14 protein-coding genes are annotated in these 13602 nt (G+C 65.7%); 13 read left to right on the plus strand and 1 reads right to left on the minus strand.

The genetic code is table 11. From position 1 onward, the window contains the following. Positions 1-2 precede the first annotated feature (2 nt). From CSW57_RS19685 to holA, 10 genes are all read left to right on the plus strand, one after another. A complete protein-coding gene (locus CSW57_RS19685; RefSeq protein ID WP_099384202.1) occupies positions 3-884 on the plus strand; it encodes an AAA family ATPase in 882 nt (293 codons plus the stop codon). An 8-nt stretch (positions 885-892) separates the two neighbouring features. Then, positions 893-2287 carry a vWA domain-containing protein gene (locus tag CSW57_RS19690; protein ID WP_099384203.1) on the plus strand — a complete coding sequence of 465 codons (1395 nt, stop codon included), beginning with the start codon at positions 893-895 and terminating at the stop codon, positions 2285-2287. A gap of 39 nt (positions 2288-2326) precedes the next feature. Continuing rightward, the gene (nadD, locus tag CSW57_RS19695; protein WP_370623990.1) at positions 2327-2983 is read left to right on the plus strand and encodes a nicotinate-nucleotide adenylyltransferase; all 657 of its coding nucleotides are present in this window, start codon (positions 2327-2329) and stop codon (positions 2981-2983) included. After that, positions 2980-3387, plus strand: coding sequence for a ribosome silencing factor (rsfS, locus tag CSW57_RS19700; RefSeq protein WP_099384204.1), 408 nt, complete (start codon positions 2980-2982; stop codon positions 3385-3387). Before nadD ends, rsfS begins: the two co-directional genes overlap by 4 nt. A gap of 40 nt (positions 3388-3427) precedes the next feature. Then, the gene (locus CSW57_RS19705; RefSeq protein WP_099384638.1) at positions 3428-4096 is read left to right on the plus strand and encodes a histidine phosphatase family protein; all 669 of its coding nucleotides are present in this window, start codon (positions 3428-3430) and stop codon (positions 4094-4096) included. Positions 4097-4103: 7 nt separating this feature from the next. Beyond that, entirely contained in the window at positions 4104-4865 is a 762-nt protein-coding gene (gene octT / locus CSW57_RS19710) for a diglucosylglycerate octanoyltransferase (RefSeq protein WP_099384205.1), read from the plus strand. Further along, positions 4862-5710 carry a DegV family protein gene (locus CSW57_RS19715; RefSeq protein WP_023954026.1) on the plus strand — a complete coding sequence of 283 codons (849 nt, stop codon included), beginning with the start codon at positions 4862-4864 and terminating at the stop codon, positions 5708-5710. Before octT ends, CSW57_RS19715 begins: the two co-directional genes overlap by 4 nt. A 91-nt stretch (positions 5711-5801) precedes the next feature. After that, positions 5802-6725 carry a ComEA family DNA-binding protein gene (locus CSW57_RS19720; protein ID WP_099384206.1) on the plus strand — a complete coding sequence of 308 codons (924 nt, stop codon included), beginning with the start codon at positions 5802-5804 and terminating at the stop codon, positions 6723-6725. Next, positions 6722-8131 (plus strand): ComEC/Rec2 family competence protein, encoded by a 1410-nt coding sequence (locus CSW57_RS19725; protein ID WP_223249358.1) that lies wholly within the window; start codon positions 6722-6724, stop codon positions 8129-8131. The genes CSW57_RS19720 and CSW57_RS19725 overlap by 4 nt, the downstream gene beginning before the upstream one ends. Before the next feature lie 30 nt (positions 8132-8161). Continuing rightward, positions 8162-9124, plus strand: coding sequence for a DNA polymerase III subunit delta (holA, locus tag CSW57_RS19730; protein ID WP_099384207.1), 963 nt, complete (start codon positions 8162-8164; stop codon positions 9122-9124). Between the two features lie 374 nt (positions 9125-9498). Here holA and rpsT read toward each other — a convergent pair whose 3' ends face one another. Then, positions 9499-9759, minus strand: a complete 261-nt coding sequence (rpsT, locus tag CSW57_RS19735; RefSeq protein ID WP_030171942.1) for a 30S ribosomal protein S20 — start codon at positions 9757-9759, stop codon at positions 9499-9501. Between the two features lie 157 nt (positions 9760-9916). Between rpsT and CSW57_RS19740 the strand changes: the two genes are divergently transcribed. Genes CSW57_RS19740 through CSW57_RS19750 form a run of 3 tightly spaced genes read left to right on the plus strand, consistent with a single transcriptional unit; the run spans position 9917 to position 13583 of the window. Next, a complete protein-coding gene (locus tag CSW57_RS19740; RefSeq protein ID WP_099384208.1) occupies positions 9917-11758 on the plus strand; it encodes a circularly permuted type 2 ATP-grasp protein in 1842 nt (613 codons plus the stop codon). Next, entirely contained in the window at positions 11758-12738 is a 981-nt protein-coding gene (locus CSW57_RS19745) for an alpha-E domain-containing protein (protein WP_189339380.1), read from the plus strand. The genes CSW57_RS19740 and CSW57_RS19745 overlap by 1 nt, the downstream gene beginning before the upstream one ends. Then, positions 12735-13583: a transglutaminase family protein gene (locus CSW57_RS19750; protein ID WP_099384210.1), complete on the plus strand. Its 849-nt coding sequence runs from the start codon at positions 12735-12737 to the stop codon at positions 13581-13583. The genes CSW57_RS19745 and CSW57_RS19750 overlap by 4 nt, the downstream gene beginning before the upstream one ends. Positions 13584-13602: the final 19 nt, after the last annotated feature.

The raw sequence follows: 13602 nt of genomic DNA on the forward strand, positions 1-13602 counted from the left end.
CTGTGGGCGTACAGCCTAGTTTCACCGATGTGCCCGGCGTCCGCGAAACGCTCGCCGGGGTCGGTTATCTCGCCGACGACGCGACCTCCACGTCGGTGTTCCTTGCCGACCGGCTGGGCAAACCGCTCCTGGTCGAGGGACCGGCCGGTGTGGGTAAAACCGAACTCGCCCGCGCCATCTCGCAGTCGACGAACGCCGATCTGGTGCGACTGCAGTGCTATGAGGGCATCGACGAGGCTCGCGCACTGTATGAGTGGAATCACGCCAAGCAGATCCTCGCCATCCAGGCGACAGGGCAGCGCGGATGGGACGAGACGAAAGCCGACATCTTCTCGGACGAGTTCCTCCTGCCCCGGCCACTGCTGAAAGCGATTTCGCAGCCCGGCCCGACGGTGCTGCTGATCGATGAGGTCGACAAGGCCGACGTCGACATCGAGGGCCTGCTGCTCGAGGTGCTCAGCGACTTCGCGATCACCATTCCGGAGATGGGCACCGTGACCGCCGACCGGCGGCCCATCGTCCTGCTCACCTCCAACGCGACGCGCGAACTGTCCGAAGCCCTCAAGCGACGCTGCCTGTACCTCTACATCGACTTCCCCGATGCGGTCCGCGAGCGCGAGATCCTCGCCAGTCGCGTCCCGCAGCTCGCCGAATCCGTCGCGAAGGAACTGGTGCGCATCATCGGAGTTCTCCGCACCCTCGACATTCGTAAGAAGCCATCGGTTGCCGAGACGATCGACTGGGCCAACACCTTGCTGGCCTTGGGAGTGGGGGAGAAGCCCGGGTCACGGATCGACGACGGGGTCATCGCGAAGACCCTCGGCGTGGTCCTCAAACATCGTCCCGACCTGGCCACCGCGCTCAAAGAGCTGAAGTTGAGCTGAGCGCGCCCGTGGATGCCCCGTTCATCAGCCAGCTCACCGGATTCGTGGATGATCTGCGGGCCCGCGGCATCGTCGTCGGACCGGCCAACCTGATCGATGCGGGCCAGGCGACGGAAGTGCTGGATCTGCTCGACCGGGACAGCTTCCGTGAGGGCATGGCGTGCACACTCCTGCACGACAACGGACATCGCAGAGTGTTCGATTCGGTCTTCGACCTCTGGTTCCCGTTGGGCATGGGCGAACGCAGCGGCGTCGACGACGACGCCTTCGCCCCTGACGCCGAGGGGAACATCGACGTGGACGCGGTGCGTGAACGGCTCGCCGAGTTGCTAGCGGACGACTCACCGCAGGCGCAGGCCGAACTCGCCGCCTTCGCGGCGATGGCTGTGGCGCAGCTCGGCAGTTACCGATCCAATCGCGGTCCGGCGTTCTCGACATATCAGGCGATGTCGACGATCAATCCCCAGACCCTGATCGCGCAGATCGCCGCCGCCATGGCGGCCGGCGCGGGCGACGAGACCGCCGGCACCGAACCGCTGTACCGGCGGGCAGCGGCCGACCGGGTACAGAAGTTCAGGTCGTTGATCGAAGCGGAGACCAGGCGCCGGATGGCCCAGCGGAACGGCCGCGAGCAGGTCTCGCAGTACGCGGTCCCCAATCTTCCCGAACGGGTCAATTTCCTCTCTGCCGGCGCAGCTGATCTCGCGGAGGTCCGTCGCACCATCGCTCCGCTGGCACGGCTACTGGCAGCGCGCCTCGAGATCCGCAGGCGACGCGCCCACCGTGGCTCGATCGACGTACGCAAAACGTTGCGGGCGTCGATGTCCACCGGCGGTGTGCCCATCGACCTGGTGCGCCGCAAACCTCGGCCCGGCAGGCCCGAATTGGTTGTCCTGTGTGATGTCTCGGGCTCGGTGGCCGGGTTCTCGCAGTTCACCCTGCAGCTCGTCTACGCCCTACGCCAACAGTTCTCGAAGGTCAGGGTGTTCGCGTTCGTCGACACCGTGGATGAGGTCACCGAGCATTTCGACGGGCCCGATCTCGACTTCGCGACAGCTGTTCGCGAGATGCTCGCCGGCGCCCGATTAATCACCCGCGACGGTCACTCGGACTACGGTCACGCGTTCGGCGGGTTTGCGGACGACCACCTGGATGCCCTCACGCGCCGGGGCGCACTGCTGATCCTGGGCGACGGGCGCAACAACTACCACGACCCCCAACTCGACGCGCTCACGCGCATGGTCGAGAGCACCCGGCATGCCTATTGGCTCAATCCGGAAGCCGCGGTGAACTGGGACACGGGGGACTCGGTGGCCGGCACCTACTCGGCGGTCATCGAGATGCACGAATGTCGCAATGCCGGCCAACTCGCCAAGGTCATCGCCAACCTGCTGCCGGTCTGATCTGCTGTGGACCTCACGTGCTCAGTACACTCAGCCCCTATGCCCGAGATCGCGCCAGACCGACAGCAGCCGCGCGGTCGACGGATCGGGGTGATGGGCGGCACTTTCGACCCGATCCACAACGGTCACCTGGTGGCGGCGAGTGAGGTCGCCGACCGGTTCGAACTGGACGAGGTCATCTTTGTCCCCACCGGACGACCGTGGCAGAAGAACCGGTCGGACCGGAACGTGAGCCCACCGGAAGACCGCTACCTGATGACGGTGATCGCCACCGCGGCCAACCCCCGGTTCTCGGTGAGTCGGGTCGACATCGATCGCCACGGGGACACGTACACCGTCGACACCCTTCGCGACCTGCACACCCTCAACCCGGACGCGGAGTTGTTCTTCATCACCGGCGCCGACGCGTTGGCATCGATCCTGTCGTGGCAGAACTGGGAGGGTCTGTTCGAGTTCGCCAGCTTCGTCGGCGTGAGTCGGCCAGGGTATGAACTCGGCGCCGCGCATCTCGACCAGCACCTCGACAAGCTGCCGCCCGATACCCTTCATCTGATGGAGATACCGGCGCTGGCCATTTCTTCGACCGACTGCCGGATGCGAGCCGGCACCGGCCGACCGGTGTGGTACCTCGTTCCCGACGGGGTGGTTCAGTACATCAGCAAGCGAAAGTTATACCAATCGAAAGGCATTCAGTGACAGCGTCATCCGAGGCGGTTTCCATGGCAACCGTGGCCGCCCACGCGGCCGCCGACAAGTTGGCCGCCAACGTCATCGTGATCGACGTGTCCGAACAGCTCGTGATCACCGACTGTTTCGTGATCGCATCGGCCGACAACGAACGTCAGGTCGCGTCGATCGCCGACGAGATCGAAGAAAAGCTCCGCGAGGCCGGCAACAAGCCTGTCCGTCGGGAGGGGACCAGAGAAGGCCGCTGGACCCTTCTCGACTACATCGATGTGGTGATCCACGTGCTGCACAACGAGGAGCGTGAGTTCTACGCTCTCGAACGACTGTGGAAAGACTGCCCGATCATCGAGATCCCCGGAATCGAGTCCAGTGTGGAAGCCGGTGACAGCGATCGGGGTGACCTTGGTGAATGAGTCGATTCGGCCGGACGGTCACGACTCGAGCATCGAACGGATGACCCCGGTTGTACGACGACTGCTTCTCCTGCGTCACGGTCAGACCGACTACAACGCAGGCAGTCGCATGCAGGGACAACTCGACACCGACCTGTCCGAACTCGGAGTCCGGCAGGCCGCCGCGGCGGCGAAGGTGCTGGCTGCGCGCGGCCCTCGGTTGATCATCTCGTCTGATCTGAGGCGGGCCCGCGACACTGCGGCCGCCCTGGCGGATCAGGTGGGTGTGGAGGTTGCCACGGATCGGCGTCTGCGCGAAACCCATCTCGGTGAGTGGCAGGGTCTGACCCACCATGAAGTGGATGCGCAGATGCCCGGGGCCCGCAAGGTGTGGCGCGACGATGCCTCATGGCGACCGCCCGGTGGCGAGAGTCGCACCGATGTGGCGCAGCGCAGCATGCCGGTGGTCGACGAACTCGTGGCCGAGTTGGGGGACTGGGGTCGCGGAGACGACGCGGACGCCCCCGTGGTCCTGGTTGCTCACGGCGGGGTCATCGCTGCGATGACTGCGGGCCTGCTGCGGTTGCCGGTGAGCCACTGGCCCGTGCTCGGGGGTCTCGCCAACACGAGTTGGGTCCAGCTGAGCGGTCACGGCGCCGACGACGAGACCACGTGGCGGCTCGATGTGTGGAACGCATCGGCCGAGGTCGCCGACGACGCGGTGCAGTGACCGGTTGATGAGTTCAAGCGACGGCAACTCGCCGAGTCGACCGCCGGACCGCGACAGCCTGCTGGTCCTGTCCGACTCGCTGGCCTACTACGGACCCACCGGTGGTCTACCTGCCGATGACACCCGGATCTGGCCGGTTCTGGCGGCCGATCGCCTGGATCTGCGTCTGGAGTTGTTCGGGCGCATCGGGTGGACCAGCCGTGACGTGTGGTGGGCCCTCACCCAGGACCCGCGGATCTGGTCGGCAGTTCCGAGGGCCAAGGCCGTGGTGTTCGCCTTCGGCGGGATGGATTCGTTGCCGTCCCCACTTCCGACGGCGCTACGTGAGCAGATTCGGTACATCCGTCCTCCGGCACTGCGGCAGCAGGTGCGCAACGCATACGGGTGGCTGCAGCCGCGACTCTCGCCGCTCGGATGGCCGTTGGCGTTGCCGCCCGCGTTGACCACCGACTACCTGACGAAGATCCACGAGGCCTTGGTCGCGGTTCGACCCGACCTTCCGGTGGTCGCCTGCCTGCCGTCCACCCATCGGAGTCCGTACTACGGGAATGTGCATGCCGGGCGACCCAAAACCGTTGGCGCGATCACTGATTGGGCGACGCAGGCGCAGGTGCCCCTGGTCGACCTGCTGGAGCCGACGGCACGCCACTTCGATGACGGTGAAGGCAACCCGGACGGGATCCACTGGGGGTTCGGCTGTCATCTGGAGGTGGCCGACCTGGTGGGCGATGCCGTCGCCGCCGCCACCGCGACTAGCGTGGCACTGTGACCGTCACCATCGTCACCGACTCGTCGGCCCGCCTACCCGCGCCGATCCGCGAGCGGTACCGCATCGAGCAAGTACCCATGCATGTGCTGACCGCCGATCAGGATCTGCTCGAGGATGTCGACGACATCGGCCCGGACATCTTCAACGATCCTCAGACCACCACATCCGGCGTCTCCCCGGCAGACCTCGAGGCTGCCTATGAGAAAGCGGTCGACCTCAGCGACGGAGACGGCGTGATCGCCGTGCATCTGTCGCGGCGGTTCAGTGGGACGTGGGGCTCGGCGAGACTGGCGGCCGAGAAGTTCCAGGGCCGCATCCGAGTGGTCGATTCTCGCACCGTGGGGCTGGGGGTCGGGTTTGCGGCGATCGCCGCCGCGCAGACCGCGGAAACCGGCGCCGACATGGACCGGGCGTATGAGGCAGCGATCCGGGTGGGGTCCACCACGGAGTGCCTACTGTGCGTACAACAACTCGAGAACCTGCGGTCGAGTGGCCGCATCGGTGCCACCACCCGCCTGTTCGCCTCGGCCCTCGCGATCAAACCGATACTTCGGGTGGTCGATGGCACGCTTGCGCTGAAGGAAAAACAGCGAACCATGTCCAAGGCGATCGCCAAGATGATCGACACGGCCGTGGACGTCGCCGAACGCCGCCCCATCACGCTGGGTGTACAGCATTGCGACGCACCCGAATTGGCCGAGCAGATCATCGACTCCCTGCAGTCCAAGCTCACCATCACCTCACTGGTGCAATCCGACCTCGGGCCCGTGTTGTCGCGACATGTGGGGAGCGGTGCGGTGGGGATCGCTGTGACAACGTCGCTCGACCACATCGACGTCGACTGACTTTGTCAACACTCGACGGGTTGTGCACAGCCCCGCGTCGCCGGGCCGCGTTCTGATCTGAACGCAGAGATCTGCCTCCTACCGTTCGGGTATGAGAAGCAACCTGGACCGGTTGACGGCCTCGCCGACCGCGTCGGACACGCCTGAACCATCTGTCCCGGTGGCAGAACCGATGGCCCCTGCCTGGCTCGGTTCGGCGCAGTGGATGCACGACAACCCGGATTCGCCCGGCGGCGGTGGCGATGCCCCGCCGGCTGGTGCGGCCGGCGGCGCACGTGGTCACTGGACCGATGACCCCGACGACGTCGACGCCGGACCGCTGCGACGGCGATGGCGTTCGACCCCGGCAGCGGCGATCGGCTTGGTGTCGGTCGGAGTCGTGGCAACTCTGATCGCGTTGTACACCGCGTTCGCCGGGCCCGACGCGGGATCAGAGGTCCCCGTCAGCTTCCCGGAATCGGCGGGTGTCCCGGCCCCGGCGGGCACTGCGCCACCAGCGCCGAGCACTGCGCCCCTGGCGGAACTGGTGGTGAGCGTGGTCGGTTTGGTGCACCGTCCCGGACTGGTCCGGTTACCCCCGCAAGCTCGTGTCGCCGACGCCATCGACAAGGCCGGAGGAGCGAAGCAGAACGCAGATCTGTTGACCCTCAACCTGGCTCAGCCACTTCGCGACGGCGATCAGGTACTCGTCGGTTTCACCGACCCGGCGGGAGGCTTTCAGATGCGCAGTGCCGTCGTGGCGGTGGACGGTGCCGGGAGTCCGCCGGCCGCTGCCGGCACCGCACCACCCGGGCCTGCTCCGGCAGGAACGGCCGATGGGGCGGGCAAGGTGAACCTGAACACGGCGACCGAAGCCGAGCTGGACACGCTCCCCGGGGTGGGCCCGGTCACCGCGGCCGCGATCATCGCGTGGCGGCAGGCCCACGGGAGCTTCACCTCAGTCGATCAGCTGGCTGAAGTCGACGGGATCGGTCCCGCTCGCCTGGAGAAGCTGAAGGACAAGGTCACGGTGTGACCGGCATCGACGTCCGGGCGCCCACGTCGGTGGGCCTCGACGTGCGGCTGGTGCCCGCGGCGGTCGGAGCGTGGACGATGACGGCTGTGGGGATCGTTGGCCCCCTTGGCATCACGGTTGCGGCGAGCATATCGGCCAGTGTGGTCGCGCTCGCGGCGATCGTCTGGACAGCACACGGATCTCGGCTGCTGGTTCTGCCCGTGGTGCTCGGGGTGGCCGGAACCATGGCCGGATTCGGGTGGGCACTGGTGGTGCGTCAGCACCAACTGGCCGAGCACCCGCTGGCGGCCGAGTCGATGCGCGGAAGCAAGACAACCATGACCCTTCGGGTGTCAGACGACCCGCGCATCGTCGCCGGCACCGATCGGGTGGTGCTTGCGGTTGATGTGGTGTCGGTGCGGGGCCGGGATGTCGCCGACGCGGCGGCGACCGTGCTGGGGCCGATGGACGGATGGTCCGGTCTTGTTCCGGGACAGACCCTCTCGACTGTCGCCAAGGTGTCGGCGCCGCGCCGCGCCGACCTTACCGTGGCCACGCTGACCGTCTCCACACCGCCGAGCCGGGTACGTGCGCCGCCCTGGTATCAGCGCGCCGGAGCTCAGGTGCGTACCCGGTTCCAGGAGACGGCCTCACGGGCACTGGGTACCCCGGAATCGGGTTTGGTGCCCGGAATGGTGCTGGGGGACATCTCGACTCTGGACGAGGACGTCAAGACCGCATTCCGAACGTGCGGCCTGTCGCACCTCACGGCTGTGTCGGGCGCCAATTTTGCAATAATCATCGGTGCTCTGCTCCTCGCCGTGCGAGCGGCGGGCGCCGGGCCCCGTCTCTCGGTGGTTGTGATCGCCTGCGCCATCGTGGTTTTCGTGCTGCTGGTCCGACCGAGTCCGAGTGTGGTGCGGGCAGCTGTGATGGGTGCGGTGGGACTGCTCGCATTGCTGGTCAGGCGACGGGCCCAGGCGATGCCTGCGTTGTGTACGGCCATCGTTGTGCTGTTGCTGATCTGGCCCGCCTTTGCCGTCCATCCGGGATTCATGTTGTCGGTCGCGGCAACCGCTGGGCTGATCGTGATGGCACCGCCGATCGTGGATCGGCTTCGACGTCACCGCGTTCCGGGTGGTCTCGCCGAGGTGCTGGCCGTCGCCGTCGCGGCGCAGGTGGTCACCCTCCCGATCGTCGTGATGATCAGCGGTCAGATCAGCCTGGTGGCGATCGTCGCGAACATCGCGGTGACACTTGCGGTCCCGCCCATCACCGTGCTGGGTACGGCCGCTGCAGCCCTGGTGGTGCTCTGCCCGCCGCTGGCAACGTTGCTGGTCCGGTTCGTCGGTCCGGCCCTGTGGTGGATGGTGGTGGTGGCCGAGCAGTTGAGTTCACTTCCGATGGCCACCATCACTCTGTGGTGACCTGTCGTCGGTCTCTGGCACGATGGCCGGGTGAGCAGTGTGCATCTGGTGTTGGGCGACGACGAGTTCCTCTGTGAGCGGGCAACCGCGGGCATCGTTGCCGGCGTCAGGGGGTCGGTCGACAATCCCGGCGATATCCCGGTGACGCGGCTGCGCGCCGGAGATTCGACCGAACACGAACTCGCAGAACTGCTCAGTCCGTCGTTGTTCGCCGAAGACCGCATCGTGATCCTGGAGGCCGCCGGTGAAGCAGGGAAGGAACCGGCCAAGCTGGTCACCGAAGTGGCAGCGAGTCCACCAGAAGGCGTCACGCTGGTGGTGGTCCACTCAGGGTCGGGGCGTGCGAAATCCATGGTCGCTGCCCTGCGGAAGTCAGGTGTCGAAGAACACGACTGCGCTGCACTCAAACCATCGGCGCGAGCGGACTTCGTCCGCAACGAGTTACGCAGTCACGGGGTGAAGGCGGGCCCCGATGTCATCGAGAAGATCCTGGATTCGGTACGGGCAGACCTGCGCGAGCTGGCTGCGGCCTGCAGTCAGCTGGCCGCCGACACCGGGGGCAAGGTGGACGTGGCCGCGGTCGCCCGCTACTACTCGGGCCGCCCAGAGATCACCGGCTTCGAAGTCGCCGACAAGGCGGTCACCGGCGACCGGCCTGGAGCCCTGGAATCATTGCAATGGGCTCATCATCACGGTGTCCCGCACGTTCTGCTCGCCGATGCGTTGGCCGAAGCGGTGCATGCGATCGCCCGGGTGCGCGGTATCGGCAGGATGGATCAGTATTCGGCTGCGTCGGAACTGGGGATGCCGCCGTGGCGGGTGAAGAAGGTTCAGGGTCAGGCGTCGGCATGGGACTCGGTGTCCATCGCCAAGGCGATGACCGTGGTGGCGACCTTGAACGGCGAGGTGAAAGGCCAAGCCGCCGACGCGGATTACAGTCTGCAACGCGCGGTGGCCGCGGTCGCTGATCTGCGTCCCTCTCGTCGCCGCTGACCCCGCCGACCGTGCCGAAACAGCCGCTGACCGTGCCGAAACAGCCGCCGACCGTGCCGAAAAGTGGGCACGAGCATCTCAATAAGCTGTAGCGATCGGCAACACTGAGGTACTCAGGCCCGCTCGATTCGACTTACGGCACGGTGAACGAGCGTTTCGGCACAGTCGATGCGAACTAGGGCCCGGTGAACGAGCGTTTCGGCACGGTCGATGCGAATTAGGGCCCGGTGAACGGGAGTTTCGGCACGGTCAACGGCTCCGGTCCGAGAACGCGGTGAAGACAAACGACGCTCACCCCGACGACCGCGTGGGGGATCGTCGGGGTGAGCGAGGTGTGGAAAGTTCAGTTGTGCCCGGTCATCGGGCGGGCTCGATCAGAGCTTGTTGAGCGAGACAGCCATCGCCGATTTCTTGTTGGCTGCCTGGTTGGCGTGGATGACGCCCTTGCTCGCGGCCTTGTCGAGCTTCTTGCTGGTGCTGACCAGCAGCTCGGAAGCCTTGTCCTTCTCGCCCGCTGCGACGGCCTCGCGGAAAGAGCGAATCGCGGTCCGCAGCGACGACTTCACCGACTGATTGCGCAGCCGTGCGCTGTCGTTGGTCTTGTTCCGCTTGATCTGCGACTTGATGTTTGCCACGCGTGTGTTTTCCTTAGCTCAGCGATACGGGTTTTGGTGTCAGCACCAGCGCACTACGTTACCAGCCGGCCCGGTATGCACCCAAATCGCCGCGGCGCAGCTGGCGGATACCGCGGGCAAGACTGCCAACACCAGCCACTTACGGCACGATGTTCACATGAGTGCGGCAACTGCAGCAGGGTCAAAGCGCGCCGTGGCCACTCGCGCCACCGGTACCAAGGTGTCAGCCGAGACCACGACGGGCAAGAAGAAGCCGGCAAAGGTGGCCGGGCCGAAAGGCAACGGTTCCAAATCGCCGGCCAAGAAGACCGCGGCGAAAGGCGTTGCGAAGCCGAGTGGCATCTTCAACGGCTACGCCGCGGGCCCTTATGACGGCGCGTTCGACGAGATGTTCGACGACAACGGCGAGGTTCGCGGACCGTACCGGGGGATCCACAAGTCCCTGGGCAGTTACGACGGTGCCGACCTCGACACCCGCGTCGACGCTCTCGGTCGGGCCTTCATCGATCAAGGCATCACGTTCTCGCTGTCGGGGCAGGAGCGCCCCTTCCCTCTCGACGTGGTCCCCCGAGTCATCTCGGCAGGCGAATGGGCGAAGCTCGAGCGCGGAATCACCCAGCGGGTCAAAGCCCTGGAGATGTTCCTCGACGACATCTACGGCGAGCAGGAGATCCTGCGCGACGGGGTCGTTCCCAAACGGCTGATCACCTCGTGCGAACACTTCCATCGCCAAGCGGTGGGCATCAGGCCTCCCAACGGAGTTCGCATCCACGTCGCCGGCATCGACCTGATCCGCGACGAGCACGGTGACTTCCGGGTGCTCGAGGACAACCTGCGTTCGCCATCGGGTGTGTCGTACGTGATGGAGAACCGTCGCACCATGGCCAGGGTGTTCCCGGATCTGTTTGCCTCACACCGGGTTCGGGCTGTCGGCGACTATTCGACCCATCTGCTCCGGGCCTTGCGGGCGTCGGCGGCATTCAACGAGGCCGACCCGAACGTCGTTGTCCTCACCCCCGGAGTGGCGAACTCTGCGTACTTCGAGCACTCGCTGCTGGCCAGGCAGATGGGCGTGGAATTGGTGGAGGGTCGCGACCTCTTCTGCCGCGACAACGTGGTGTACATGCGAACCACGGAGGGGGAGCAGCGAGTAGACGTGATCTACCGCCGCATCGACGACGACTTCCTCGACCCGATGCAGTTCCGCCCCGACTCCATGCTGGGCGTCGCCGGACTGCTCAACGCGGCACGTGCCGGGAACGTGGTGATCTCCAGTGCCGTCGGCAACGGGGTCGGTGACGACAAGCTCACGTACACCTACGTTCCCGAGATCATCGAGTACTACCTCGGTGAAAAGCCCAGCCTCGGCAACGTCGACACCCTGCGCTGCTGGCTCGACGACGAGCGCGAGGAGGTGCTCGACCGGATCGACGAACTCGTGGTGAAACCCGTTGAAGGATCAGGGGGTTACGGCATCGTCTTCGGTCCCGATGCGACCTCGGAGGAATTGGACGTCCTGGCGCGCAAGGTCAGACTCGACCCTCGCGGCTGGATCGCGCAACCGGTGGTGCAACTCTCGACGGTGCCCACGAAGATCGGTGGCAAACTGGCGCCGCGTCACGTGGATCTGCGACCGTTCGCCGTCAACGATGGCGAGTCGGTGTGGGTGCTGCCCGGCGGGCTGACCCGGGTGGCGCTTCCCGAGGGCAGTCTGGTGGTCAACTCGAGCCAGGGTGGCGGCTCCAAGGACACCTGGGTTCTCGCGACCCGTACCTCGGGTGAGGAGCGAGAACTCTCGGGCGACGAACTCGTCCGGAGCCAAGACCTCAGGGCTCCGAGCACTCCCACCGAGCAGGGGCCGGACACCGCCGCCATGCAGGATCAGCAACAACAGCAACAACAGCAGGCGGGTGTGACCGGTCGACACAGTCAGACCCAGGGTCCGACCGGTCAGACGCAGAGTCAGTCGATGTCGCAGCAGGGTGGTGCCCGCCGATGATGCTCGCACGCAACGCCGAATCCCTGTACTGGATCGGACGCTACGTAGAACGCGCCGACGACACAGCCCGGATCCTCGATGTGGCGGTACACCAACTGCTCGAGGACGCCACGGTCGATCCCGACGGCCGGTGTCGACTGGTCTTGAAGGTGCTGGGGATGGAGCTGCCCCCAGCTGATGTGGAGCTGGACGCCTGGTCGTTGACCGACCGGGTCGCCTACTCGAAGAAGGAACCAGGCTCCATCGTCGACAGCGTGGGTCAGGCCCGGGAAAATGCAAGGGGCGCACGCGAAGTCACGTCCAGCGAGATGTGGGAATGTCTTAACACCACCTACAACGGTCTGGGTGACGCCGAGCGGGCGTCACGCAAGCTCGGGCCGTACGAGTTCTTGTCCTTCGTCAAGAACAGGGCGGCGATGTTCGCCGGATTGGCCGACGCCACCCTCAGCCACGACGACGGTTATCGCTACCTCCTGCTCGGCCGGTCGGTCGAGCGTGTGGACATGACCATCCGGATGTTGTTGTCGCGCGCGGGTGACCGGTCGGGGTCGCCGGCGTGGGTGACGGTGCTGCGGTCCGCGGGTGCACACGACACCTACCTACGGACCTACCGGGGCGCACTCGATGCCACCCGGGTGGTCGAATTCCTGCTCCTCGACAGGCTGTTCCCGCGATCGGTGTTCCACGCGATCAGCTTGGCCGAACAGCAATTGATCGAGCTCGACAACCGGCCGAGCCGGGTGGGCGCGCAGGCCGAGGCGCAACGTCTCCTGGGTCGGGCACGAAGCGGGCTCGAGTTCATGCAGCCGGGAATGTTGTTGGACGACTTGCAAACCCGGTTGCTCGATCTGCAGGAGACGTGCCGCGAGGTCAACGAGGCCGTCACGGCCCAGTACTTTCACGTATCGCCATATGTCGCCTGGGCGGATACGTCCGCAAGCGATTCGGTCGACCGATTCATCGAGGAGAGTGAACTGTGAGCTGGCGATTGCGGGTCGTGCATTCGACGGGATTTGCCTACAACGCCCCGGTCACCTCTTCGTACAACGAGGCCCGGCTGACGCCGCGAAGCGATACCCGGCAGAACGTGATCATCAACCGCGTGGAAACGATCCCCGCGACGAGGTCGTATCGGTACACCGACTACTGGGGGACCGCGGTCACCGCCTTCGACCTGCATGCTCCTCACGAGGAACTCGAGGTGTCGGGTCTGTCGGTGGTCGAAACCGAGCCCGACGCAATGCCTTCGGACGACGAATTGCTCGATTGGGAATCGCTGCACCATGAGTCGGTGATCGACCGATACGACGAGGTGCTGAGCAACACCGGTTACGTACCGGTGAGCAGGCAGCTCGGTCAGGTGGCCAAACGCCTCACCAAGGGGCTCACCCCCCAAGAGGCTGTGCTCGCCGTGTGCCAATGGGTGCACACCGAGATGGAGTACGTTCCCGGCACCACCGGCGTCCACACCTCCGCGGTCGAGGCCTGGAAAGAGAAGAAAGGCGTCTGCCAGGATTACGCGCACCTGTCCTTGGTGATGTTGCGCAGCCTCGGCATTCCGTCGCGCTATGTGTCCGGCTACCTGCACCCGAGCAGGTCGGCGGTCATCGACCGTACGGTCGAGGGACAGAGTCATGCCTGGATCGAGGCCTGGACCGGTGGCTGGTGGGGATACGACCCCACGAACGACCTCGCGATCTCCGAGCAGCATGTGTCGGTCGGTGTGGGCCGCGACTACTCCGACGTGCCTCCGCTCAAGGGGATCTACACAGGCGCGGGCGCCAAGGACCTCGAGGTGAAGGTAGAGATCACCCGTTTGGCGTGATCGCCACGTATTCGCTCGC

It is taken from the genome of Williamsia muralis (assembly GCF_002735905.1).
Lineage (GTDB): Bacteria > Actinomycetota > Actinomycetes > Mycobacteriales > Mycobacteriaceae > Williamsia > Williamsia muralis_A.